Origin of the sequence: Thioalkalivibrio sp. ALJ2 (genome assembly GCF_000378325.1) — a bacterium.
GTDB lineage: Bacteria > Pseudomonadota > Gammaproteobacteria > Ectothiorhodospirales > Ectothiorhodospiraceae > Thioalkalivibrio.
In genome coordinates this window covers 622,501-646,342 of record NZ_KB899554.1, presented here as the reverse complement: position 1 = coordinate 646,342, position 23,842 = coordinate 622,501, and the positions used below count along the sequence as shown (strand labels likewise).

The following is a 23,842-nucleotide window of genomic DNA, read 5'->3' as shown; positions in this document are numbered from 1 at the left end:
CTGTGTAGCAGAGTGCTGAACCGGGGTCCGTGCTGTCAACACAAAAAGCTATATTAGCGTTTTCTAACAGTCTGTTTTTCAAGGATTCTCGGAGCCCAGCACCGTCTGGCAGACGCAGCATACGCGACTTCTATTCCACCGAGTGATGGAATTTTCGGTGGTGTCGGCTTGTCGGCACGAGCCAGGCCAGGCGTAATGCCTGGCAAGCCTTTGAACAAGGGGAGGAAACCGCGCCTCGCACTACCGGCGCACTGCCAGTGACAGGAGTAAAAAGCGCTAGTCGAGCTGAAGCACGCCTTCGTGAACGAGCAGGGCGCGCTTCACCTCGGCCAACGGGCCATCCTGGTCACCCGCGTAGCCACCAATGTCGCGCGTACCGCGGTGACGCGCGGACACCACGCGATGACAGGGGATGAACAACGGCCAGGGGTTGGCGCGGCAGGCCTGGCCCACGGCACGCGGGGCCGAGCCGACCTGGGAGGCAATTTGCGCGTAGGTCCGCACCTCGCCGACGGGGATGGCCGAAAGTGCGGCCCAGACCCGGCGGGCGTGCTCCGTCCCCGGTGGTACGGCTTGCGTCGCCCGCCACTGCCCCGGATCGCGGGCGTAGTCTGCAGGGTCGAAGGCAGGAGGGGACCGGTCAGCGGTCGGGATATCCCGCAGTGGGGACAGGTCGGGTGGATCGTCGGGACGCTGCCAGCCGCAGGCCAGCAGGTCGCCCTGCCCGGACTCCAGCCACGCAAAAGCCAGCGCGACTCCCGGCAGGAGACAGCGCTGGCTTCGCATGGCCGATTCGGCCGACAACGGAAAACCGGGTGGGCGCGAGCGGGGCTGCGCGGCCACCCCGGTCATCAGGCGCCGTTCCGGTTCGCCTTGATATCTTCCTTGATGCGCGCGGCCTTGCCGGTGCGATCCCGCAGGAAGTACAGCTTCGAGCGACGGACCTTGCCGCGACGCTTCACCTTGATCTCGGCAATCTGCGGGCTGTGTGTCTGGAAGGTACGCTCCACGCCGTTGCCGTAGGAGACCTTGCGCAGGGTGAACGCCGAGTTGAGGCCACGGCTGCGCTTGCCGATCACCACACCCTCGAAGGCCTGCAGGCGCTCACGCTCGCCTTCGCGCACCTTCACCTGCACCACCAGGGTGTCACCCGGACCAAAGTCCGGTACGTCGGACTTCATCTGTTCGGCTTCCAGTTGCTGAATCACGCTGTTCATCGTTCGACCTCAATCATCGCTTTCGGTGTGCGGACCGCCCTTCCGGCGTTCCACACGGTATTCGTCCAACAGGGCCAGATCCTCGGCCCCGAGTTCTTCGCGCGCCAGCACGTCCGGCCGCCGCTCCCAGGTTCGCCCCAGCGCCTCGCGTCGGCGCCAGCGTCGGATGGCACCATGATCGCCACCCAGCAGGACCTGCGGTACCGCACGCCCTGCCACAACCTCTGGCCGCGTGTAGTGCGGGCAGTCGAGCAGGCCCTCGCTGAACGAGTCCTGCCCGGCGGAATCCGCATGGCCGAGCACACCCGGGAGCAGGCGCGCACAGGCATCGATCACCACCATCGCGCCCAGCTCGCCACCGGACAGGACATAGTCGCCCAGCGACCATTCCTCGTCGACCTGCGCCTCGATAAAGCGCTCGTCGATGCCCTCGTAGCGGCCGCACACCAGCGCCACCCGCGGCTTCCTGACCAGCTCTCGCAACATGGCCTGCCGGATCGGCCGCCCCTGCGGGGTCAGGGCGATCACGTGCAGGGGCGCCGTCGCGTCGGCCCGCGCCGCCTCCAGCGCGGACGCCAGCGGCGCATACTGCATGACCATGCCGGGGCCGCCACCATAGGGGCGATCATCCACCGCCTGGTGGAAACCGGCCCCCCAGTCACGCGGGTTCCAGGTCTCCAGCGCGAGCCGGCCCTGCTGCACCGCCCGCCCGGTCACCCCGGATTCGCCCACCGCCGTAACCAGCTCCGGAAACAGCGTGACGATATCGAAGCGCATCGTCCGCCTCAGAATTCCGGATCCCAGTCGACCCGCAACCGCCGAGCCTCCAGGTCCACATCCAGGATGTACTGGCCCTGCACCCAGGGGATCAGTCGTTCGCGATCACCGCGCACAACCAGCACATCATTGGCACCACCGGTCTCCATGAATCCCGAGATGCGCCCCAGCGCGGTCCCGTCCTGGTGCTCGACCTCCATGCCCAGCAGGTCGGCCCAGTAGTACTCGCCATCCTCGGCGGGTGGGAGCCAGTCGCGCTCGATCGCCAGCTCGGCGCCCATCAGGCCGTAGGCCGCCTCGCGATCCGCGGTCTCGGCAAATTTCATCACGACGCCGTGCCCGTGGGCCCGGCCCGCTTCGACATCCGCCAGCCGCCAGCCGGCGCCGGAACGCAGCCACAACCGGGGGAAGTCGGCAATCGCGGCGCGCGGCTCGGTCTCGGAAAAGATCCGGACCCAGCCCTTCACGCCGTACACCCCGGAGACGCGTCCGACGCGGATGCGTTCACCCGCCTCGTTCATCACCGGAGTTCGGTCTACTACGCGTAATCAGCGAACCGACGGCTTCAGGCCGCGGCTTGCTGCTTGCGGTAGCCCTTGACCAGGTGGTTCACGCGCTCGGACATGCCGGCGCCGTGGCCCAGCCAGTAGTCCACGCGTTCCAGATCAATGCGCAGCGGCTCTTCCTGACCGCGGGCGACCGGGTTGAAGAAGCCAATCTGTTCTTTGTAACCGCTGTCCCGACGCTTACGCGAATCGGTGACGACGATCGAGTAGAACGGGCGCTTTTTGGCGCCGCGGCGAAGCAGGCGAATCGTAACCATATGTTCTGTTGAACCCCGTTTGAGTCCGTTTTCTCGAGAAAACGCGCGATTATAACGAATCCCGCCGCCAGCACAAGGTGCCGGCGGCCGTGACAGCGGCTAACTAGCGAAACGGCATGCCCCCGCCGGGGCCACCCATTCCACCCATGCCACCCATTTTGCCCCCCAGGGCACGCATCATCTTCGATGCGCCGCCCTTGGAGAATTTCTTCATCGCCTTGCTCATTTGCGCATGTTGCTTGAGCAGGCGATTCACATCCTGAATCTGAGTGCCAGATCCGGCGGCGATCCGGCGTTTGCGCGAACCCTTGATAACGTCCGGGTGGCGCCGCTCGTGCTCGGTCATCGACGAGATCACGGCCATCATGCGACCAATCTCCTTGTCGTTGGCCTGGTTCTTCACCGCGTCCGGCAACTTGCCGCCCCCGGGCAGCTTTTCCAGCATCGAGCTGATCCCGCCCATCTTCTGCATCTGACCGAGTTGCTCGCGCAGGTCGTTCAGGTCGAAACCGCGCCCCTTCTTCAGCTTGCGCGTGAGCTTTGCGGCCTTGTCCTGGTCGACCTGGCGGCTGGCCTCCTCAACCAGGGACAGGACATCGCCCTTGCCGAGGATGCGCGAGGCGATACGCTCGGGATGGAACGGCTCCAGCGCATCCGGGCGCTCGCCCATACCGATGAACTTGATCGGCACCCCGGTGATCTGGCGCACCGACAGCGCGGCACCGCCGCGGGCGTCACCGTCAGCTTTGGTCAGCACCACGCCGGTCAGCGGCAAGGCCTCGCCGAAGGCGCGCGCGGTGTTCGCCGCGTCCTGGCCAGTCATGGAGTCGACCACGAACAGGGTCTCGATCGGGTCGATCGCCTGATGCAGGGCCTTCACCTCGGCCATCATGTCTTCATCGACATGCAGCCGCCCGGCGGTATCCACCAGCAGCACCTCGGTGCCGTCACGACGCGCTCGCGTGACCGCCTCGCTCGCGATCGCCTCGGGCTTCTGGCTGATGTCACTGGGATAGAACGTGACCTCGACCTGCCCGGCCAGGGTCTCCAACTGCTGGATCGCCGCCGGCCGATAGACGTCACAGCTGACCACCGCGACCTTCTTCTTTTCGCGCTCGCGCAACAGGCGCGCGAGCTTGCCGATACTGGTGGTCTTGCCCGCGCCCTGCAGGCCGGCCACCAGCACGACGGCCGGCGGCTGGACCGCCAGGTTCAGCGAGGCGTTCTCCCCGCCCATCGTCGCGATCAGCTCGTCATGGACGACCTTGATCAGGGCCTGCCCCGGGGTAAGGCTCCCGATGACCTCCTGGCCCAGCGCCTTTTCCTTGACGTCCTTGACGAACTCGCGCACCACCGGCAGGGCCACATCGGCCTCCAGCAGTGCCATGCGCACCTCGCGCAGGGCATCCTGAATATTGTCCTCGGTGAGCCGCGCCTGGCCTTTCAGGCGCTTCATGGTCTCCTGGAGGCGGCTGGAAAGGCCGTCGAACATCGTCTGTCCTCGTCTCGCTCGTTCTGGCCCGGCCCATGCCGGGAAAGACCGCACAGTATACCGGCCCCGCCACCCGGCCTGCACGGCCCCAGTCGCGATCCGGGTTTGCCGCCCTGAATGTGCATTCAGGCTCGGGAGCGGGGATAATCGCCGCCCATGACCACCGTTGCCGGACTGCTCGCCGTCGCCCTGTATCTCGCCACCACGGGATACCTGATCGTCGCCTCCCGCACCCAGCCCCTAGCCGCCGGGCAGCCCCGCGCGCCGCTGATGCTGTGGCTGGCGGCCCTGCTCGCGCACCTCGGGGCCCTGATCCCGCTCGTCGCGACCGAGACCGGGCTGAACCTGTGCCTGGGCAACGCCCTGTCGGCATCGATGTGGCTGGTTGCAGGGCTGCTGTGGCTGACCGCGCTACGCCACCCACTAGCCGTGCTCGGCGTGGTGATCCTGCCACTGACCGCACTGGCCACCCTGACCGCGGTACTGTGTGACGGCGACACGTCCTACGCGACCTCGGCCGGGATCGACCTGCATATCCTGTTCTCGGCGCTGGGCTGGGCCTTCCTGGCACTCTCCACCGCCCAGGCCGCGGTCATGACGGCCCAGCACCGCGCGCTGCACAACCATCACACGGCCGGGATCGTGCGCCACCTGCCGCCGCTGTTCTCGATGGAGGTCTGGCTGTTCCGCATGATCTTCATCGGCTGGCTGTTCCTCGGACTCAGCCTGCTCTCCGGCTTAGTATTTGTGGACGACCTGTTCGCCCAGCACCTGGTCCACAAGACCGTCCTGTCGCTGCTGGCCTGGGTGATCTTCTCGACCCTGCTGGTCGGGCGCTGGCGCCTGGGCTGGCGCGGCACCCGCGCCCTGGCGTGGACCACGGGCGGGTTTGTCGCCCTGGTTCTGGCCTATTTCGGCTCCAAGCTGGTCCTGGAGATCATCCTCGGGCGCGTCTGATGGTGCTCCCGGCCGACAGGCTTGACAGCCCGGCGGCGCTTGCCTGAAATGATTCAGACTACGCAGCCCCGTCAGCCCGCCCACACCTGACCGCAGGCCATCCCGTTGCAAGAGATCCCGCTGTCCGTCCTGTTCGGCGCCCTGCTCGTGCTGTTCCTGCTGTCGGCGTTCTTCTCCGGATCGGAAACGGCGCTGATGGCGCTGAACCGCTACCGCATGCGCCACCGCGCCCAGACCGGGCACCGTGGCGCCGCGATTGCCGCCCGCCTGCTGGAACGGCCGGACCGCCTGATCGGGCTGATCCTGCTCGGCAACAACTTCGTCAACATCCTGATCGCCCAGATCGCCACCTTTATCGGCTGGCGCCTGTTCGGCGATACCGGCGTGGCCATCGCCACCGGGGTGCTGACGCTGACCCTGCTGATTTTCGCCGAGACCGCCCCCAAGACGCTCGCAGCACTGCACAGCGAACGCGTCGCCTATCCCGCCGCCTGGATCTACTGCGGGCTGCTGAAGGTGATGTGGCCCGTGGTGTGGATGATCAATGTGCTGGCCAACGGCGTACTGCGCCTGTTCGGGGTGCACATGAAGCCCGGCCAGCGTTCGGCCCTGAACACCGACGAGCTGCGCAGTGTGGTCTCCGAGGCCGGCGCCCTGATCCCGGCAAACCACCAGCGCATGCTGCTGAACCTGCTGGACCTGGAACGCACCACGGTCGAGGACATCATGATCCCGCGCAACGAGATCGTGGTGGTGGACCTGAACGAGCCCTGGAACGAGGTCGTCGAGCAGCTGGTGCACGGCAGCTTCACCCGCCTGCCAGTGGTCGAGGGCGAGCTGGATCATATCGTCGGCTTCCTGCACCGGCGTGACGTGATCCCACTGATCGAGCGTGATGACTTTGACGCCGAAGACCTGCGCCAGATCCTGACCCCGCCCTACTTCATCCCCGAGGGCACGGCGCTAAACCGCCAGCTGATTAACTTCCAGCAACAGAAAAAACGGATCGGCCTGGTGGTGGACGAGTACGGCGACATCGAGGGTCTGATCACATTGGAGGACCTCCTGGAAGAGATCGTCGGAGAATTCACCACCGACTCCCCGGCCATGAGCGACGACGTGCTGCGCCAGGAGGATGGCTCGGCGATGGTCGATGGCGGCATCCACCTGCGCGAGCTCAACCGCTCGCTGGGCCTGGAGCTCCCGGTGGATGGTCCCAAGACCCTGAGCGGCCTGATCGTCGAATACCTCGAGAGCATCCCCGAAGCGCCAGTCAGCGTGCGCATTAACGGCGTCGTCATGGACATCGTGCAAATCAAGAACAACACCATCCGCACCGTGCGCGTGGTCGCCCCCGACCTGCCCGCCACGCCGGACCACAAGGAAGCCTGATGGCGAAGGCCAAGACCCAGTACGTCTGCCGGGAATGCGGCGCGGTGAGCCCCAAGTGGGCGGGTCAGTGCGGCGATTGCGGCGCCTGGAACACCCTGGAGGAGGCCGCGCCGGCTACCCAGGCCGGACCGCGCGGCGGTTATGCCGGGGAGGTCGCTGGCATCACCCGGCTGGGCGAGGTGGAGGCCGGCGAGGTCCCGCGCACCGGCACCGGCTTGTCGGAGCTGGACCGCGCCCTGGGCGGAGGGCTGGTACACGGGTCCGTCGTTCTGCTGGGCGGCGACCCGGGGATCGGCAAGTCCACCCTGCTGCTGCAGACGCTAGCCATGCTGCCGGTCGATGACACGCTTTACGTGACCGGCGAGGAATCCGCCCAGCAGATCAGCATGCGCGCTAGGCGGCTCGGGCTTGAGGTCGACGGGCTGCGCCTGCTGACCGAGACGCAGGTGGAGAACGTTATCGCCACCTGCGAGCGCGAACGCCCGCGCGTGCTGGTGATCGACTCCATCCAGACGCTGTACACCGCCGCACTGCAGTCCGCCCCCGGCTCGGTCGGGCAGGTGCGCGAGAGCGCCGCCGCCCTGGTGCGCCTGGCCAAGCAGCGCGGGATCACCGTGATCCTGGTGGGCCATGTGACCAAGGACGGCCAGCTGGCCGGACCGCGCGTGCTCGAGCACATGGTCGACACGGTGCTGTATTTCGAGGGCGACCCGGACGGGCGCTACCGCATGCTGCGCGCGGTGAAGAACCGCTTTGGCGCGGTCAACGAGCTGGGCGTGTTCGCGATGCTGGAGAACGGGCTCAAGGCCGTCTCCAACCCCTCCGCCATCTTCCTCTCGCGCCACCAGGGCCCGGTGCCCGGCTCCGTGGTGATGGTCACGCGCGAGGGCACCCGGCCGCTGCTGGTGGAGGTGCAGGCCCTGGTCTCCGAGAGCCACGCACCGCAGCCGCGGCGCATCACCGTGGGGCTGGAGCAGAACCGCCTGACCATGCTGCTGGCCGTACTGCACCGCCACGGCGGCGTCGCGCTGTTCGATCAGGACGTGTTCATCAACGTGGTCGGCGGCGTACGCGTAACCGAGACCGCGGCCGACCTGCCCATGCTCGCCGCCGCCCTGTCGAGCTTTCGCGACCGCCCCCTGCCGCAGGAGATGCTGGCCTTTGGCGAGGTCGGGCTGGCCGGCGAGATCCGGCCTGTGCCGAACGGCGAGGAGCGCCTGCGCGAGGCCGCCAAGCACGGCTACACGCGGGCGATCGCGCCGGCGGCCAATGCGCCGCGCAAGCCCATCAAGGGCATGGAGGTGGTCGCGGTCTCGCGCCTCTCCGAAGTCCTCGACGCCCTTTAGCACCCGGCCCCGCCGCCTCTTGTGGCAAGGCACCGTTCGTCATCCGGTGTTTACGTGCCTTCGGCCGGCCGCCTGCCTGCGCTGTCTCGGCAGCGCGCCCCGAGGTACTTTCTTGCTTGCCCAAGAAAGTACCCAAAGAAGGGCACCCGGATTCCGCCCGGGGACCTTGCTCCAGGGCCCTCGGGCCGGCGGCGCTGAAACTCGCTGCGCCTTCGGCTTCGCTCAGACAGTCAGCGCCTCTTTTCCGTCCCGAGGACCCCTCCGCAAGGGGCTTCATACGGGGGGGATCAGGTCAAGACAACGGCTGGCCTGACGTTCGTGTCAGTGGATGGACGCCAGGTGTTCCGACATCCTGGGCACGCGCGGCCTTCGCCCCTGGCGTGCCCCGCCCGCAAGCGGGCGCCAGAACCCATCGTAGGATGCCGATGAGCGCAGCGAATCGCATCAGAGTTTCCCCGGTGTCGGGATGGGCAGAAGTGCTGGAACACCGGATGCCGAACCAGGGCCAGCCACAACACACCGCAGCGTGAGCCGGAAACGAAAAAGGCGCCCGGAGGCGCCTTTGGTGAAGCGGGCAAAAAGGCCGCGTCAGTTGACGGCGTCGAGGTCGGATGCGAGCGATTCGCGCGCACCCTCGGGGACGGCGTCCAGCCGGTGGCTGTAGTTCTCGTGCTCCACCCCGATGGCAATGGCCGCACCGGATTTCGCGGCGGAGACCATCTCCGGGGTCAGCTCGAAGCGCAGGAAGTGGACCGACGAGGTCTTGTCGTCGGTCTCCCGATCCAGGTCCTCGTTCGCGATCGGGTAGACCTTGTCGTGGCCTTCGACCTGCACGTAGGTCTTGCGCTCGATCCCGATCAGCTTGGACAGCTGCACCTTGCGCTCGTCCACGTCCGGGTACTCGACCATCATGGTCGCCTTCCAGTTGGAACCGTCCGGGATCAGCGGGTTGTAGGCGTCCAGCTCGTCCTGGATGCCTTCGGCATCGAAGATCTTTTCGACCCGCAGCATCTCCTGGATCTGGTACTGCATGGTCTTGCGATCCTCGAAGTGCAGGGTCACGGCCGGGCCCACCTGCACCACGCGATTGCGCTTGTGCTGCATGACCTCGTTGCGAAACTGGGGCCGCACCTCGTGGTACTTCTCCAGCGAATACAGGTCGTTTCGACTCAGCTTGTCCACACTTGCCTCCATCTCGATACCTCCGTCACGTCGGACTGGTCCGCGGGACCCCTCAGTGGTCGTGGTGTCCCTTCTTCGTGTAGTCCTGGTCGGACCAGAGGTTGTCTTTCAGTTCGTGGTCGAACACCGGGTTATGGCGACGGATCCACTCCAGCACCATTGCCGCGTGTTCGATCTCTTCGTCGCGGTTGTGCGCGAGGATTGCCTTGAGTTCCTCGTTCTTGCAGGCATCGATGCGCTGCTGATACCAGTCCACCGCCTCGAGCTCTTCCATCAGCGAGACGATGGCGCGGTGCATCTCGCGCGACTCGTCGCTCAGTTCCTCGACGGGTTCGTGGTAGCTGTCACTGGCCATTTCGTGTCTCCATCCGCGGCGCCTCGGCGGGCGTACGTCGTGTTCTGGTAACCGATACCCGGCGCTACAGCCCGTAGGCCTGGCGCAGCAGGGTCAGCGGGTGTTCGGGCGCCTTGTCCTCGCCCTTGCCCTGCAGTCCGTTCTCGATCATGTGCCCGGCCATCGGGCAGTCACTCGAGTAGTGATCGGACTCGGCCTTCTGCACCCGGTTCACCACCGGACGACAGATCTTGGCCGCAGTCTCGTAGAACTCGCTCTTCACGCCATAGGTACCGTCGTGCCCGGAGCAGCGTTCGATCACGTCGATCTCGGTATCCGGCACAAGCTTCAGCAGGTCGCGAGTCTTGAGCCCCATGTTCTGCACCCGCAGGTGGCAGGCCGCGTGGTAGGCGATCTTGCCGAGCTTCTCGGGGAAGTCGGTGTTCAGCTTGCCTTCCTTGTGGCGCTCCATCAGGTACTCGAACGGGTCGAAGATACGATCGCGTACAGCGGCGACATCGGGCTCGTCCGGGAACATCAGCGGCAGTTCCTGCTTGTACATCAGCACGCAGGACGGGACTGGCGCGACAATGTCGTAGCCTTGGTCGATCATGCGCTTCATCGCCGGGATGTTCGCATCCTTCGCGGACTCGACGGCCTTCAGGTCGCCCAACTCGAGCTTGGGCATGCCGCAGCATTGCTCCTTCTCGACCAGGGTGACCTCGATGCCGTTGTGCTCGAAGACCTTGACCAGGTCCTCGACCAGGTGCGGCTCGTTGTAGTTGCCGTAGCAGGTGGCGTAGAGCGCTACCTTGCCCTGGGTGGCACCGGCCGGCTCGGGGTTGCTCACTCCCTTGGCAACCTTCGCCATGCGCGAGCGACCCTTGCTCGAGTGGTATTCAGGGACCGGGGCATCCGGGTGCACGCCCATAGTCTTGTCCAGCACCTTGCGCATCGCGCCGGTCTTGTTCGCGGCGTTGACTACGCCGGCAACCACCGGGATGCCCGCCAGCTTGCCGACGGTATCGGTGCTGGACATGAACTTGTGCGCGGCCTTCGCTCCCTCTTTCTGGAAACGCACGGCCTTGGCACGCAGCATCAGGTGCGGGAAGTCGACGTTCCATTCATGCGGGGGCACGTAGGGGCACTTGGTCAGGTAGCACAGATCACACAGGTAGCAGTGATCCACCACCTTCCAGTAGTCCTTCCGATCAACGCCGTCGACCTCCATGGTCTCGGATTCGTCGACCAGGTCGAACAGCGTGGGGAAGGAGTTGCAGAGGCTGACGCAGCGCCGGCAGCCATGACAGATGTCGTAGACCCGCTCCAGCTCGGCGAACAACGATTCCTCGTTGTAGAACTCGGGATTCTTCCAGTCCAGCGGATGGCGGGTCGGGGCTTCCAGACTTCCTTCACGTTGGTGCGTCGGCGCAGACATGCATCCCTCCGGTATCCGTATCAGTGTCGATGCTTCGAGGGAAACACGGAACAACATGCGAACGCAGCCGCAGGGCTGCCTTCACAGGCTGTTCCGTACCTCCCGGAAAACGGGGCCGGCGTAGCGGCCCCGCGTGCTTCCGTTACTACCGGACAATCAGTCGTCCAGCTGGTCCAGGGCCTTCTGGAAGCGGTTGGCGTGGGAACGCTCCGCCTTGGCCAGGGTCTCGAACCAGTCGGCGACTTCGTCGAAGCCTTCGTCGCGGGCGGTCTTGGCCATGCCCGGGTACATGTCGGTGTACTCGTGGGTCTCACCGGCAACGGCGGTCTTCAGGTTCGCGGCGGTGGGGCCGAATTCCAGGCCGGTGGCCGGGTCGCCGCAGCTCTCGAGGTACTCGAGGTGACCGTGGGCGTGGCCGGTTTCACCTTCGGCGGTGGAACGGAACACGGTCGCGACGTCGTTGTAGCCTTCCACGTCCGCCTTGGAAGCGAAGTACAGGTAACGACGGTTGGCCATCGATTCGCCGGCAAAGGCCTCCTTGAGGGCTTCTTCGGTCTTGCTACCTTTCAGTTCCATGGGTCTCTCCTCTTGCTGGTTAGGATCCACACACCGGTACGGCCGTTGTGCGGATCGGGCATTTAGACTTTGTCTAAAACACTTCGAAACTCTAGTTAGCACCCGGTCGCATGTCAACCGATTGCCCCGCTGACCGTGGGGGCACGGTCACGAAACTCAAGCCCCCGGCCGCCCGGCTTCTTTCCTCGCCGCGGCGGATCGGATACTTTCTCACCTTTTAGCCCCCGCGATCCAATAAGAACCCAACACGTAATCCGACACCATGACCGACACATCCACCGACAGCCCCGCCGAGTTCGAAGCCAGCCTGGAGGCCCTGGAGGCCCTGGTGGCACGGATGGAGTCCGGCGAACTGGGCCTGGAACAGTCGCTGGAGGAATTCCAGCGCGGCATGGAACTGGTCGGCCGCTGTCAGAAGGCGCTGGACGACGCCCAGGCACGCATCGAGAAACTCGCCAGCGAGCCTTCTGCGGAGGGTGCCGCGTCCGGGAGCGCACCGGACACCCCGACCGATCCCGACGACGTCCCATTCTAGGACCCGGCCTTGAGCATTCCAGATCCATCCGAGGCGCTGAAGGCCTATCAGCGTCGTATCGAGACCGTACTCGACCAGCGGCTCGCGGCCGACTCTTCCCCGGACCCGCGACTAATCGAGGCCATGCGCTATGCCACGCTCTCCGGTGGCAAGCGCCTGCGCCCAGTCCTGGTATACGCGGCCGGGGCCACCTGTAACGCCCCCGATGACGCGCTCGATGCGATGGCGGCGGCCGTGGAGATGGTCCATGTCTACTCGCTGATCCACGACGACCTGCCGGCGATGGACAACGACGACCTGCGCCGTGGCAGGCCCACCTGCCACCGTGCCTTCGACGAGGCCACCGCGATCCTCGCCGGGGATGCGTTGCAGGCCCGCGCCTTCGAGATCATGACCGCCGGCGTCCGCACCCTGCCCGGCACAGCCGGCCTGAATGCCCTGGCCGAGCTCGCCCACGCAGCGGGCCTGCACGGCATGGCCGGCGGCCAGGCCATCGACCTCGGCGCCTGCGGCAAGCCGATCGATCTGGCGGAACTGGAGCGCATGCACCGGCTCAAGACCGGCGCCCTGATCCGCGTGTCGGTGCGCCTGGGCGCAATCGCCGGTGGCGCCTCGGAGGACACCCTTGGCCACCTGACCCGCTACGCCGAATGCATTGGCCTGGCGTTCCAGATCCGCGACGACGTGCTCGACGTGGAGGGTGATCCGGAGGTGCTCGGCAAGGCCTGCGGGGCGGATGCCCGCCTGGACAAGGCGACCTTCCCCTCGCTGCAGGGCCTGGAGGCCTCGCGCGAACGCGCAGTGGCCCTGGTCGACGAGGCGCTGGACGAGCTGCAACCCTTTGGCCAGGAGGCGGACTTGCTTCGCTTCCTCGCGCGGTACATCGTCGACCGCATGAACTGACACGGCCTGCCCATGACCCCCACCCCCCTGCTGGATGCAATCGAATGGCCCGCCGACCTGCGGGCGCACCCGGCCTCGGAACTGCCGGGGCTGGCCGGCGAATTGCGCCAGTTTCTGATCGAGAGCGTCTCGCGCACCGGCGGCCATCTGGCCGCGAACCTGGGCACCGTGGAGTTGGCGGTCGCGCTGCACTACGCGTTCAATACCCCGGACGACCGCATCGTCTGGGATGTAGGGCATCAGGCCTATGCCCACAAGATCCTGACCGGCCGGCGCACCGGGATGGCCAGCCTGCGCCAGTACGGCGGGCTGGCCGGCTTCCCCAAACGCGCCGAGAGCGAGTACGACGCCTTCGGGGCCGGGCATTCCAGCACCTCGATCAGTGCCGCCGCCGGCATGGCCCTCGCCGCCAAGCACGCAGGACTGGACCGCCGCCATGTGGCGGTTATCGGCGACGGGGCGATGACCGCCGGCATGGCCTTCGAGGCGCTCAACCACATCGGCGATCTCGACTGTAATCTGCTGGTCATCCTGAACGACAACGACATGTCGATCTCGCCGAACGTCGGCGCGATGAACCAGTACTTCACCCGGCTGCTGTCCGGGCGGCTGTACAGCTCGGTGCGCGAGGGCTCCAAACGCATGCTGGAGTTCGTCCCGCCGATGAAGGCCTTTGCCGAGCGAGCCGAGGAGCACATGAAGGGCATGCTGGTGCCGGGCACGCTGTTCGAGGAACTGGGCTTTCGCTACTTCGGGCCGGTGGACGGCCATGACGTGAACGGCCTGGTATCGATCCTGAAGAACCTGCGCGGCGGTCACGGTCCGCAACTGCTGCATGTGGTCACACGCAAGGGACAGGGCTATGCCCCGGCCGAAGAGGACCCCTGCCGCTACCACGGGGTCTCCAAGTTCGAGCCGGAGAACGGGCTGACGCCCTCCGGGCCGAAGCCGCCCGCGTATACCGACATCTTCAGCCAGTGGCTGTGCGATCAGGCCACGGCCGACGACCGCCTGCTGGGCATCACCCCGGCGATGCGCGAGGGCTCCGGGCTGGTGGCCTTCTCCGAGCAGTTCCCCGAGCGCTACTTCGATGTCGGCATCGCCGAGCAGCACGCGGTCACGCTGGCCGCCGGCATGGCCTGCGAGGGGCAGAAGCCTGTGGTCGCGATCTACTCGACCTTCCTGCAGCGGGCGATGGACCAGGTGATCCACGACGTCGCCCTGCAGAACCTCCCGGTGCTGTTCGCGGTGGACCGCGCGGGGATCGTCGGCGCCGATGGCCCGACGCATGCCGGCACGTTCGATACCGCGCTGCTGCGCAGCGTCCCCAATATGCTGCTGATGGCCCCATCCAACGAGCACGAGTGCCGCCAGATGCTGTCCACTGGCTACGCCTACGAGGGCCCGGCGGCGGTGCGCTATCCACGCGGGGGCGGCCCCGGCGTCCTGCCGGAAGGGGGCAGCGAGGACCTGGAGACCCTGCCTGTCGGACGCGCCGAGGTCGTACGCGAGGGCCGAGGCCTGGCGATCCTCAGCTTCGGCGCGCTGCTGGAGACCGCCCTGGCCGCGGGCGAGGCGCTGGACGCCACCGTGGTGAACATGCGTTTCATCAAGCCGCTCGACACCGAACTGCTGGCGCGGCTGGCCGCCCGCCATGAAGGCTTCGTGACGCTCGAGGATCATGCCCGCGCCGGTGGCGCCGGCAGCGCGGTGCTGGAATGGCTCTCCGCCGAGGGCCTGACCCTGCCCTGCCAGGTACTGGGCATCCCGGACGTTTTCACCGAACATGGCTCGCGCGAACAGATCCTGGCCGACTGCGGCCTCGACACCGAGGGCGTGCTGGCCGCGATTCGCCACGCCTGCGGGCAGGAGAATTGCGCGGACGCCAGCGGCCGGATAGGCTTCGCGGGCTGACAAATCCCCGGCCGGCGACGGCCACTCGCCCGGAAAAGATCATGAGTGCCCGTTACACCCTCCGCGTCCTGACCGACTTCGCCTCCGCGCATACCCTGCGCGACTACCCGGGGCAGTGCGCGAACATGCACGGTCACAACTGGAAGGTGGAAGCCGAGGTCCAGGCCGAGACCCTGGACGACGCCGGCATGGCGGTGGACTTCAAGGTGGTCAAGACCGCCGCGCGCGAGATCGCCGGGCAGCTGGATCATCGTTATCTGAACGACGTCCCGCCGTTCGACACGGTCAACCCGACCGCCGAGCACATCGCACAGTGGTTCTTCCGCCAGATGGCGGAGCGCCTGAACCGCCCGGGCCTGCGTATGCACGCGCTGACCCTGTGGGAGACCGACCGCGCCTGCGTACGCTACAGCGAGGACGGCTAAGCCTCCCTCGCTTCACCACCCCCACGCCCCGCCACAAGCACCGTCATCGCGAGGAGCGAAGCGACGTGGCGAACTCCGTCCGGAACCATCTGCTTCCATAGCTGGCTCACCACCAGCTTCCGGAGGTTGCCGCGGCCCCTGCGGGGCCTCGCAATGACGGTGCCCGTTTCCCGCTCCGTTGCCGCCCCCAAGCGTACCTTACCCGCCGTCTACAAATGATTCGAGGCGTAGTCCGCCAGCCGCGAGCGCTCGCCGCGGGTCAGTGTGATGTGCCCGCTGTGGGTCCAGTTGCGGAAGCGGTCCACCACGTAGGTCAGGCCGGACGAGGTCTCGGTCAGGTACGGGGTGTCGATCTGCGCGATGTTGCCCAGCGCCACCACCTTGGTGCCCGGCCCCGCGCGGGTAACCAGGGTCTTCATCTGCTTGGAGGTCAGGTTCTGCGCCTCGTCCAGGATGATGTAGCGGCTCAGGAAGGTGCGCCCGCGCATGAAGTTCAGGGAGCGAATCTTGATACGGCTGGTCAGCACGTCGTTCGTAGCTGCCCGGCCCCAGTCGCCCGCACCTTCGGACTTGGCCAGGACCTCGAGGTTGTCCATCAACGCGCCCATCCACGGGGTCATCTTCTCTTCCTCGGTCCCGGGCAGGAAGCCGATGTCCTCGCCCACAGGGACCGTGACCCGGGTCATGATGATCTCCTTGTAGGTGTTGTCCTCCAGCGTCTGCGCAAGCCCCGCGGCCAGCGCCAGCAGGGTCTTGCCGGTACCGGCAGCCCCCAACAGGGAGACGAAATCCACCTCCGGGTCCATCAGCAGGTTCAGGGCGTAGTTCTGCTCGCGATTGCGGGCATTGATGCCCCAGACGCTGTGGCGCGGGGTCATATAATCGTCCACCAGCTCGATCACCGCGGACTCGTTCGGCTGGTCGATCTCCAGCACGATCGCGGACAACGGATTCTCCCCCTCGCGGTAGACGAACTGATTGGGCTGCCACTCGCTGACCAGGGGCCCGGTGACTCGGTAGTAGGTCCGGCCGGACTCCTGCCAGGAGTCCATCTTGGTCCCGTGGGTCTCCCAGAAATCCGCTGGCAGCTCGGTCATGCCGGAGAACAGCAGGCTGACGTCATCCAGGACCTGGTCGTTGTAGTAGTCCTCCGCGTGCAGGCCGATCACCGCCGCCTTGATGCGCAGGTTGATGTCCTTGGAGACCAGCGTGACCGGGAGGTCCGACCACTCCGTCTTGAGCGCCTGTGCGGTGGCCAGGATGTCGTTGTCCGGGGTCGAACCGGGCAGCGAATCCGGCAGGCGCGAGGTCAGATTGCGGGTCTGAAAAAACAGCCGCCCGGAGGGTGCAAGCGTCGACTCGCTGAGCGATTCGGCCTGTAGCGGTAACCCGGCGGCAATCTGCTCGTGGGTCGCGCCACTCATCAATTCGTCGATAAAGCGCGAGACCTGGCGCACGTTGCGCGCGACCTCGGAGACCCCCTTCTTGCCGCGGTCGAGTTCCTCGAGCACGACCATGGGCAGGAAGATGTCGTGTTCCTTGAAGCGGAACAGCGCAGTGGGGTCATGCATCAGGACATTGGTGTCCAGGACAAACAGGCGTTTCGGGTCCTCCGGTGTTTCGCTCATGGCGCCTCCGCGGCCGGGGTGAGTCGAAAACAAATGGGGCGAACGTCTACTGCCAGTACTCTCGAAGAATTCGCGGGGCGCCTCACTGGCCGGCCATCTCGCGTACCGCGGCCAGGACCTCGTCCACATGCCCCGGCACTTTGACCTTGCGCCATTCCCGGCGCAGCACACCCTGCTCGTCGATCAAGAAGGTGGAGCGCTCGATGCCGCGCACCTGCTTGCCGTACATGTTCTTCATCTTGATCACGTCGAACGCCTCGCACAACTGCTCGTCGGCGTCGCTCAGCAGGTCGAACGGCAGCTCCTGCTTGGCACGGAAGTTCTCGTGGCTCTTCACGCTGTCGCGCGAGACCCCGAGGATGACCGCGCCGGTGGCGTCGAACGCGGCCTTGTTGGCCGCAAAGTCGCGGCTCTCGTTGGTGCAGCCCGGCGTGCTGTCCTTCGGGTAGAAATAGAGCACCACGATCTTGCCGCGAAAATCACCCGGGCCCAGGGTCTGCTCGCCGGTGGCGGGCACGCGAAGGTCTTCGGGAACGGTCTGGTCAATGGCGATCGTCATTAGGTGTCACTCCGTGTCGTGGTGGGGCCGGACGGCGCCGGATCGGAATCAGGCCTTGATCGGATCCAGCACGCCGTCCAGGTTCAGTTCGTCGCAAAAATCCATGAATTCGCCGCGCAGGCTGGCCAGGTGCTGTCCCGCCGGGATGTCCACCACCATGTTGGCGGCGAACATGCGCGCGCCCGTGTGCTGAGCGGTGTAGACGCGCGTCTGTACGTCACGCAGGTTCACACCACGGCTGGTGAAGAAATCGGCCAGGGCATTGACCAGCCCCGGGGCGTCCAGCGCGACCACGTCCACCGCATAGGCCATCGCGGGCTGGCTGGATTCATCCAGCGGCCCACGGCGCACGGTGATCGCGAGATCCAGCTCGGCCTCCAGCCGTTCCAGGCGGGATTCCAGCGTGGCGAGGGTCTTCCAGTTGCCGCTGGCGCTCAGCGCCATGCAGCAATAGCCGTCCAGGGTCGTAATGCGGCTGGACTCCAGGTTGCAGCCTGTATCGACGATGACACGCGTAACGCCGGCCACCAGGCCAGGCTGGTCGGGTCCGATCAGATTCAGGATCAGATGGGTGTGCGAGCCGGCCCCGACGACCTCAGCCATGCCGGCCCCTGGAGCGCAGAGCGCAGCCGGGCGGCCACTGGCCTGAGGCAATGCTGGACGGGTTGGATGCATCCACTGGCATGATGGCTGGGAACATACCACCTCGCCTGGGTGGCGCCAACGGTCCGGGCGCCATCCAGACGGGGTCTGCGCACGGCTTCTTGAACGCCTTGTCGCGCGCCCGTTAGACTGCACCATTACCGTCGCTGGAGGAGTCGATGTTTCAAGGCAGCATGGTCGCACTGGCGACCCCGATGCACGCGGACGGCAGTCTCGACTGGCCGGCGCTTGATCGGCTCCTCGAATTCCACATCGAGGCCGGAACCGACGCCATCGTAGCGGTCGGTACTACCGGCGAATCCGCCACCCTCGATTTCGACGAACACTGTGAAGCGATTGCCCATACGGTCAAGACCGTGGGCGGGCGTCTGCCGGTGATCGCCGGCACCGGCGCAAACTCCACGCGCGAGGCGATCGCGCTCACGCGCTGTGCCCGCGAAGCCGGCGCCGATGCCTGCCTGCTGGTATCCCCGTACTACAACAAGCCCACGCAGGAGGGCCTGTATCTGCACCACAAGGCCATCGCCGAGGCCGTCGATATCCCGCAGATCCTCTATAACGTTCCGGGGCGCACGGCCGTCGACATGCTCCCCGAGACAGTCGAACGCCTGGCCGAAATCCCGAACATCGTCGGCCTCAAGGAGGCCACGGGCAATAACGAGCGCACCGCCGAGCTTGTCCAGCGCGTGGGCGGCCGCTTCGACCTGTTCAGTGGCGAAGATGCGAATGGGCTGGCCTTTTTGCTGGCCGGGGGACAAGGGGTCATCTCGGTGACCGCGAACGTCGCCCCGGCGCTAATGGCCCGCATGTGCCGCGCCGTGCGCGAGGGACGCGCGGACGAAGCCCGCGAAATCAATCGCCAGCTGGATGGTCTGCATTCGGCCTTGTTCCTCGAAGCCAATCCCATCCCCGTAAAATGGGCCTTGCAGCGCATGGGGATGATAGAGGAAGGTATTCGCCTGCCCCTGACACCCCTTTCCGAACCGTTCCATGCACCGGTACTGGACGCGATGCGCCAAGCCGGCATTGAGGTCTGAGTCCGATCATGAAATTGCCTTTCAAGCCCTATCACTCCGCCACGCGCGCCACCCTCGCGATCGCCACGGGTCTCGCCGTCGCTGGTTGCGGAGGCTGGGGTGGTGATCGCCAGTCCGGCCCGGAATACGAAATGAGCCGGCAGATGGAGGACCTCGAAGTCCCGCCGGATCTGATCGCGCCAGACACCGAGCGGGCCTACCGCCTGCCCGATGACCCGGGCGGCCGCATCAGTGCCCGCGACATGCAGCAGGACACCGCCCAGCGCCAGCAACAACCCGCGCAGGCCCAGCCCGGCGCCCCGACCCGCACCGCCCAGGTACTCCCGGAGTCCGCCGAGGTGCAGCTCATGCGCGACGGAGGCACGCGCTGGCTCCAGGTTGACGGCGATCCCGGCGAGATCTGGGATCGACTGGTCGCCTTCTGGGACAGCCAGAACCTCCGCCTGGAACGCAACGAACCCCAAGTGGGCGTGATGCAGACCGAGTGGGCCGAAGACCGAGCCGGCATCCCGCTGCGCGGCACGCAGAACATCTTCGCCCGCGCCCTTGGCAACGTATACGACGCCAACACCCGCGACCAGTACCGGATGCGCGTCGAGCGCGTGAACGGACAGTCGGAAATCTACATCACCCATCGAGGTGCCGAAGAGCAGGCCGAGGGCCAGTCCTGGCGCTGGGCCATGCGCCCCTCGGACCCGGAGCTCGAAGCCGAGATGCTGAACCGGCTGCTCGTTTACCTCACCACCGGCGATCCGGGTGAAGGGGGCGCACGGGTTGCCGAGACCCTCGTCGACCGCCCGACCGAACTGCAGATGACGGAGCATGATGGTTCGCCCGCCCTGCTCCTGGGCGGTGAATATGAACGGGTCTGGCGCCAACTTGGCACCTTCCTGGACCGCGCCGGATTGCTGGTGGATGAACAGGACCGCCAGGCCGGCATCTACGAGGTCACCTACCGTCCCGACATGACCGGCGACCGCGACGAGCCCGGTTTCTTCGGCCGCATCTTCGGTCGCGGTGGAGATCGCAGGGAAAACGAGCGCTACCAGGTCCGGTTGGAGGATCGGGGCGATGGCGACCTCTTGATCGAGGCTCGCGACATTGAAGGCGACCGCCTGAGCGATCGCGACGCCGAGTTCGTGCTGGAGCGGATTCAGACTCAGATGCAGCGGTAAGCCACCCGGAGCCCGGGGCCACTCCAGCGAAGAAGCAGCGCCGGGGCGAAGCAACCTGCTCCCCCGTGGCGCCTAAGCCTGACAGCGTGCCCGGGTGGTCCACACGTCTACCCTGCATTCACCTTCGGAGCAGTGCGTGATCCGATTTTGTTCACTTGGCAGCGGGAGTGGCGGCAACGCGCTCGTGGTCGAGATCGGCTCGACCCGCCTGCTGGTGGACTGCGGATTTTCCGTACAGGAGATCGAGCGGCGCCTCGCACGTCAGGGGCTCGCGGCCACCGATCTCCATGGGGTGTTCGTGACCCACGAACACGGCGACCACCTGGGGTCCGCGCCGGCCCTCTCGCGCCGTTATGGCCTGCGCGTCTACGCCTCAGTCGGGACCCGACTGGCGGCACGCGACAGCGCATTTGCACACCTCGAAGAGATCCAGCCGGACCTCCCAGTCGAGCTGGACGACGCCCTGGTCATCCCCTATACAGTCCCGCATGACGCCCGCGAACCGACCCAGTTCGCCTTTTCCGACGGCGCGTCGCGCCTCGTCCTGATGACCGATGCCGGCCACATCTCGCCCCACATGATCGAGACGGCCTCCGGCGCCCAGGGCCTCCTTCTTGAATGCAACCACTGCCCGGAGATGCTCGCGTCCGGACGTTACCCTCCCAAGCTCAAGCGACGCATTGCTGACGGGTACGGACATTTGCCCAACCGCGACGCGACCCGCCTTCTTCAACGCGCCGACACATCCCAGCTGGAACACCTGATCGGCATGCACCTTTCGAGCGACAACAACCGCCCCGAACTGGCTGAACAGGCCCTGTGCGAGGGGGTCGGCGCCAGTCGCGACGAGATCGCGATCGCTTCCCAGGACCACGGGTTCGACTGGCGCTGCATCCGCTGAAGAGCACTTGTTCGCTATCAGAGCACGTCAATGCAGTCCAATTGCTAACGGCGCGACTCCCGCAGGAAATACACCCCACCCGCGATGAAGGCGAGCCCGATAATGGTCGCGACCGGCCCGCCAAACCCTGAACCTTCACGGGGCGCAATCGGAGTAAACGCCACCTCGCCTCCGAGAACCGCGTAGGCTCCGATCCCGATCAGCACCAACCCGACCGTCACCAAACCACCGTCTGTCCGCTTCTTGCCTCGAGCCATCTCTTAAAACCGTCTCTAGTCGCCGCGCACAACGCACCTCAGCATCATGCCTGCCGTCTCAGCCATAAAAAAAGCCCGGCCCCCATATTGGGAACCGGGCTTCGGATTAATGCCTGGCGGTGACCTACTCTCACATGGGGAGGCCCCACACTACCATCGGCGCAGAGCAGTTTCACTTCCGAGTTCGGGATGGGATCGGGTGGTTCCTACTCGCTATTGCCGCCAGACAAACTGGCCAGATCACCCAGCGCGTGCGCTGCGTCATCTGAATTCGGAATGCATTCTAGGTGATGTGTACAACAGTGATGTGTCAGACGAGACCAACCATCAACACCTTGGGTGTTATATGGTCAAGCCGCACGGGCAATTAGTACTGGTTAGCTGCACGCGTTACCGCGCTTCCACACCCAGCCTATCAACGTTGTAGTCTTCAACGGCCCTTTAGGGACCTCGAGGGTCCAGGGAGATCTAATCTTCAGGTGGGTTTCCCGCTTAGATGCTTTCAGCGGTTATCCCTTCCGCACATAGCTACCCGGCAATGCCACTGGCGTGACAACCGGAACACCAGAGGTGCGTCCATCCCGGTCCTCTCGTACTAAGGACAGATCCTGTCAAATCTCCGACGCCCACGGCAGATAGGGACCGAACTGTCTCACGACGTTCTAAACCCAGCTCGCGTACCACTTTAAATGGCGAACAGCCATACCCTTGGGACCTGCTTCAGCCCCAGGATGTGATGAGCCGACATCGAGGTGCCAAACACTGCCGTCGATATGGACTCTTGGGCAGTATCAGCCTGTTATCCCCGGAGTACCTTTTATCCGTTGAGCGATGGCCCTTCCATACAGAACCACCGGATCACTAAGACCTGCTTTCGCACCTGCTCGACGTGTCTGTCTCGCAGTTAAGCACCCTTATGCCTTTGCACTCGTCGCGCGATTTCCGACCGCGCTGAGGGTACCTTCGCACTCCTCCGTTACTCTTTGGGAGGAGACCGCCCCAGTCAAACTACCCACCACACACGGTCCCCGACCTGGATAACAGGCCTGGGTTAGAACTTCAAAATTGCCAGGGTGGTATTTCAAGGTTGGCTCCACTGAGACTGGCGTCCCAGCTTCAAAGCCTCCCACCTATCCTACACAAACAAGTTCAAAGTTCAGTGTGAAGCTGTAGTAAAGGTTCACGGGGTCTTTCCGTCTAGCCGCGGGTACACAGCATCTTCACTGCGATTTCAATTTCACTGAGTCTCGGGTGGAGACAGCGCCGCCATCGTTACGCCATTCGTGCAGGTCGGAACTTACCCGACAAGGAATTTCGCTACCTTAGGACCGTTATAGTTACGGCCGCCGTTTACCGGGGCTTCGATCAAGGGCTTCGCCGAAGCTAACCCCATCAATTAACCTTCCGGCACCGGGCAGGCGTCACACCCTATACGTCCTCTTTCGAGTTTGCAGAGTGCTGTGTTTTTAATAAACAGTCGCAGCGGCCTGGTCTCTGCGACCTCGACCAGCTCAGGGAGCAAGTCCCATCACCGGCCAAGGCGTACCTTCTCCCGAAGTTACGGTACCATTTTGCCTAGTTCCTTCACCCGAGTTCTCTCAAGCGCCTTGGGATTCTCACCCTGCCCACCTGTGTCGGTTTGGGGTACGGTCCCGCGTTAACTGAAGCTTAGAGGATTTTCCTGGAAGCAGGGCATTAGTCACTTCGCTCCCGTAGGAGCTCGTCATCGTATCTCAGGATTGTGTCCCCGGATTTGCCTAAGGACACTCCCTACATACTTAAACCGGACACCAACAGCCGGATGACCTAGCCTTCTCCGTCCCCCCATCGCATTAACGCGAGGTACAGGAATATTAACCTGTTTCCCATCGACTACGCATTTCTGCCTCGCCTTAGGGGCCGACTAACCCTGCGCCGATTAACGTTGCGCAGGAAACCTTGGGCTTTCGGCGGATGGGTTTTTCACCCATCTTATCGTTACTCATGTCAGCATTCGCACTTCTGATACCTCCAGCATGCCTCTCGACACACCTTCACAGGCGTACAGAACGCTCCTCTACCACTTGCAAAGCAAGTCCGCAGCTTCGGTACATGGCTTAAGCCCCGTTAAATCTTCCGCGCAGGCCGACTCGACCAGTGAGCTATTACGCTTTCTTTAAAGGATGGCTGCTTCTAAGCCAACCTCCTGGCTGTCTCTGCCTTCCCACATCGTTTCCCACTGAGCCATGATTTTGGGACCTTAGCTGGCGGTCTGGGTTGTTTCCCTTTCCACGACGGACGTTAGCACCCGCCGTGTGTCTCCCATGCTCGC

At 65.1% G+C, this 23,842-nt stretch carries 24 protein-coding genes and 2 rRNA genes (1 of these 26 cut by a window edge); 10 read left to right on the top strand and 16 right to left on the bottom strand.

Annotation, left to right across the window (positions count from 1 at the left end; all coding sequences use genetic code 11):
• Positions 1 to 276: 276 nt before the first annotated feature.
• From F468_RS0103060 to ffh, 6 genes are all read right to left on the bottom strand, one after another.
• On the bottom strand, positions 277 to 852 hold the full coding sequence (locus F468_RS0103060; RefSeq protein ID WP_018994602.1) for a methylated-DNA--[protein]-cysteine S-methyltransferase: 576 nt from the start codon (positions 850 to 852) through the stop codon (positions 277 to 279).
• A complete protein-coding gene (rplS, locus tag F468_RS0103055; RefSeq protein WP_018137641.1) occupies positions 852 to 1,217 on the bottom strand; it encodes a 50S ribosomal protein L19 in 366 nt (121 codons plus the stop codon). The genes F468_RS0103060 and rplS overlap by 1 nt, the downstream gene beginning before the upstream one ends.
• Positions 1,218 to 1,226: 9 nt before the next feature.
• On the bottom strand, positions 1,227 to 1,994 hold the full coding sequence (gene trmD, locus F468_RS0103050) for a tRNA (guanosine(37)-N1)-methyltransferase TrmD (RefSeq protein WP_018137642.1): 768 nt from the start codon (positions 1,992 to 1,994) through the stop codon (positions 1,227 to 1,229).
• A gap of 8 nt (positions 1,995 to 2,002) precedes the next feature.
• Positions 2,003 to 2,515, bottom strand: coding sequence for a ribosome maturation factor RimM (gene rimM / locus F468_RS0103045; protein WP_018137643.1), 513 nt, complete (start codon positions 2,513 to 2,515; stop codon positions 2,003 to 2,005).
• Between the two features lie 44 nt (positions 2,516 to 2,559).
• Positions 2,560 to 2,817: a 30S ribosomal protein S16 gene (rpsP, locus tag F468_RS0103040; RefSeq protein ID WP_012981840.1), complete on the bottom strand. Its 258-nt coding sequence runs from the start codon at positions 2,815 to 2,817 to the stop codon at positions 2,560 to 2,562.
• Positions 2,818 to 2,920: 103 nt separating this feature from the next.
• Complete coding sequence (ffh, locus tag F468_RS0103035) at positions 2,921 to 4,309, bottom strand: signal recognition particle protein (RefSeq protein ID WP_018137644.1); 1,389 nt, start codon at positions 4,307 to 4,309, stop codon at positions 2,921 to 2,923.
• 156 nt (positions 4,310 to 4,465) lie between these two features.
• Here ffh and F468_RS0103030 point away from each other — a divergent pair, with 156 nt between their 5' ends.
• The 3 genes from F468_RS0103030 (at position 4,466) to radA (ending at position 8,004) form a co-directional block, all read left to right on the top strand.
• Positions 4,466 to 5,266, top strand: a complete 801-nt coding sequence (locus F468_RS0103030; RefSeq protein ID WP_018137645.1) for an inner membrane protein YpjD — start codon at positions 4,466 to 4,468, stop codon at positions 5,264 to 5,266.
• 105 nt (positions 5,267 to 5,371) lie between these two features.
• Entirely contained in the window at positions 5,372 to 6,658 is a 1,287-nt protein-coding gene (locus F468_RS0103025) for an HlyC/CorC family transporter (RefSeq protein ID WP_018174576.1), read from the top strand.
• Positions 6,658 to 8,004 carry a DNA repair protein RadA gene (gene radA, locus F468_RS0103020; protein WP_018993531.1) on the top strand — a complete coding sequence of 449 codons (1,347 nt, stop codon included), beginning with the start codon at positions 6,658 to 6,660 and terminating at the stop codon, positions 8,002 to 8,004. Before F468_RS0103025 ends, radA begins: the two co-directional genes overlap by 1 nt.
• Before the next feature lie 588 nt (positions 8,005 to 8,592).
• Here radA and F468_RS0103015 read toward each other — a convergent pair.
• From F468_RS0103015 to F468_RS0103000, 4 genes are all read right to left on the bottom strand, one after another.
• Positions 8,593 to 9,198, bottom strand: a complete 606-nt coding sequence (locus tag F468_RS0103015; protein WP_018993530.1) for a DUF3501 family protein — start codon at positions 9,196 to 9,198, stop codon at positions 8,593 to 8,595.
• A 40-nt stretch (positions 9,199 to 9,238) separates the two neighbouring features.
• Positions 9,239 to 9,541, bottom strand: coding sequence for an encapsulin-associated ferritin-like protein (locus F468_RS0103010; protein WP_018994601.1), 303 nt, complete (start codon positions 9,539 to 9,541; stop codon positions 9,239 to 9,241).
• 64 nt (positions 9,542 to 9,605) lie between these two features.
• On the bottom strand, positions 9,606 to 10,958 hold the full coding sequence (locus F468_RS0103005) for a heterodisulfide reductase-related iron-sulfur binding cluster (RefSeq protein ID WP_018137816.1): 1,353 nt from the start codon (positions 10,956 to 10,958) through the stop codon (positions 9,606 to 9,608).
• Positions 10,959 to 11,114: 156 nt separating this feature from the next.
• On the bottom strand, positions 11,115 to 11,534 hold the full coding sequence (locus tag F468_RS0103000) for a rubrerythrin family protein (RefSeq protein ID WP_018137817.1): 420 nt from the start codon (positions 11,532 to 11,534) through the stop codon (positions 11,115 to 11,117).
• A 262-nt stretch (positions 11,535 to 11,796) separates the two neighbouring features.
• Here F468_RS0103000 and F468_RS0102995 point away from each other — a divergent pair, with 262 nt between their 5' ends.
• Genes F468_RS0102995 through queD form a run of 4 tightly spaced genes read left to right on the top strand, consistent with a single transcriptional unit; the run spans position 11,797 to position 15,311 of the window.
• On the top strand, positions 11,797 to 12,069 hold the full coding sequence (locus F468_RS0102995) for an exodeoxyribonuclease VII small subunit (protein ID WP_018175387.1): 273 nt from the start codon (positions 11,797 to 11,799) through the stop codon (positions 12,067 to 12,069).
• Between the two features lie 9 nt (positions 12,070 to 12,078).
• Positions 12,079 to 12,972 carry a (2E,6E)-farnesyl diphosphate synthase gene (gene ispA, locus F468_RS0102990; RefSeq protein ID WP_018137819.1) on the top strand — a complete coding sequence of 298 codons (894 nt, stop codon included), beginning with the start codon at positions 12,079 to 12,081 and terminating at the stop codon, positions 12,970 to 12,972.
• A gap of 12 nt (positions 12,973 to 12,984) precedes the next feature.
• On the top strand, positions 12,985 to 14,886 hold the full coding sequence (gene dxs / locus F468_RS0102985; protein WP_018994600.1) for a 1-deoxy-D-xylulose-5-phosphate synthase: 1,902 nt from the start codon (positions 12,985 to 12,987) through the stop codon (positions 14,884 to 14,886).
• A gap of 41 nt (positions 14,887 to 14,927) precedes the next feature.
• Positions 14,928 to 15,311 carry a 6-carboxytetrahydropterin synthase QueD gene (gene queD / locus F468_RS0102980; protein WP_018137821.1) on the top strand — a complete coding sequence of 128 codons (384 nt, stop codon included), beginning with the start codon at positions 14,928 to 14,930 and terminating at the stop codon, positions 15,309 to 15,311.
• Between the two features lie 209 nt (positions 15,312 to 15,520).
• Here queD and F468_RS0102970 read toward each other — a convergent pair whose 3' ends face one another.
• From F468_RS0102970 to F468_RS0102960, 3 genes are all read right to left on the bottom strand, one after another.
• A complete protein-coding gene (locus F468_RS0102970; RefSeq protein ID WP_018137823.1) occupies positions 15,521 to 16,939 on the bottom strand; it encodes a PhoH family protein in 1,419 nt (472 codons plus the stop codon).
• An 82-nt stretch (positions 16,940 to 17,021) separates the two neighbouring features.
• The gene (locus F468_RS0102965; RefSeq protein ID WP_018137824.1) at positions 17,022 to 17,498 is read right to left on the bottom strand and encodes a peroxiredoxin; all 477 of its coding nucleotides are present in this window, start codon (positions 17,496 to 17,498) and stop codon (positions 17,022 to 17,024) included.
• Between the two features lie 48 nt (positions 17,499 to 17,546).
• Positions 17,547 to 18,101, bottom strand: a complete 555-nt coding sequence (locus F468_RS0102960; protein ID WP_012981824.1) for a glycine cleavage system protein R — start codon at positions 18,099 to 18,101, stop codon at positions 17,547 to 17,549.
• Between the two features lie 218 nt (positions 18,102 to 18,319).
• On the opposite strand from F468_RS0102960, the gene dapA reads away from it, so the two are divergent.
• From dapA to F468_RS0102945, 3 genes are all read left to right on the top strand, one after another.
• Positions 18,320 to 19,198 (top strand): 4-hydroxy-tetrahydrodipicolinate synthase, encoded by an 879-nt coding sequence (gene dapA, locus F468_RS0102955; protein WP_018993529.1) that lies wholly within the window; start codon positions 18,320 to 18,322, stop codon positions 19,196 to 19,198.
• A gap of 8 nt (positions 19,199 to 19,206) precedes the next feature.
• Positions 19,207 to 20,373, top strand: a complete 1,167-nt coding sequence (gene bamC, locus F468_RS0102950) for an outer membrane protein assembly factor BamC (RefSeq protein ID WP_038038411.1) — start codon at positions 19,207 to 19,209, stop codon at positions 20,371 to 20,373.
• Between the two features lie 184 nt (positions 20,374 to 20,557).
• The gene (locus tag F468_RS0102945; RefSeq protein WP_018994598.1) at positions 20,558 to 21,274 is read left to right on the top strand and encodes an MBL fold metallo-hydrolase; all 717 of its coding nucleotides are present in this window, start codon (positions 20,558 to 20,560) and stop codon (positions 21,272 to 21,274) included.
• A gap of 44 nt (positions 21,275 to 21,318) precedes the next feature.
• On the opposite strand, the gene F468_RS0102940 is transcribed toward F468_RS0102945, so the two are convergent.
• The 3 genes from F468_RS0102940 to F468_RS0102930 form a co-directional block, all read right to left on the bottom strand.
• Positions 21,319 to 21,531 (bottom strand): hypothetical protein, encoded by a 213-nt coding sequence (locus tag F468_RS0102940; protein ID WP_018175380.1) that lies wholly within the window; start codon positions 21,529 to 21,531, stop codon positions 21,319 to 21,321.
• A 111-nt stretch (positions 21,532 to 21,642) separates the two neighbouring features.
• Positions 21,643 to 21,758: ribosomal RNA gene (rrf, locus tag F468_RS0102935) — 5S ribosomal RNA — on the bottom strand.
• A 119-nt stretch (positions 21,759 to 21,877) separates the two neighbouring features.
• Positions 21,878 to 23,842: ribosomal RNA gene (locus tag F468_RS0102930) — 23S ribosomal RNA — on the bottom strand (it continues 915 nt past the right edge of the window).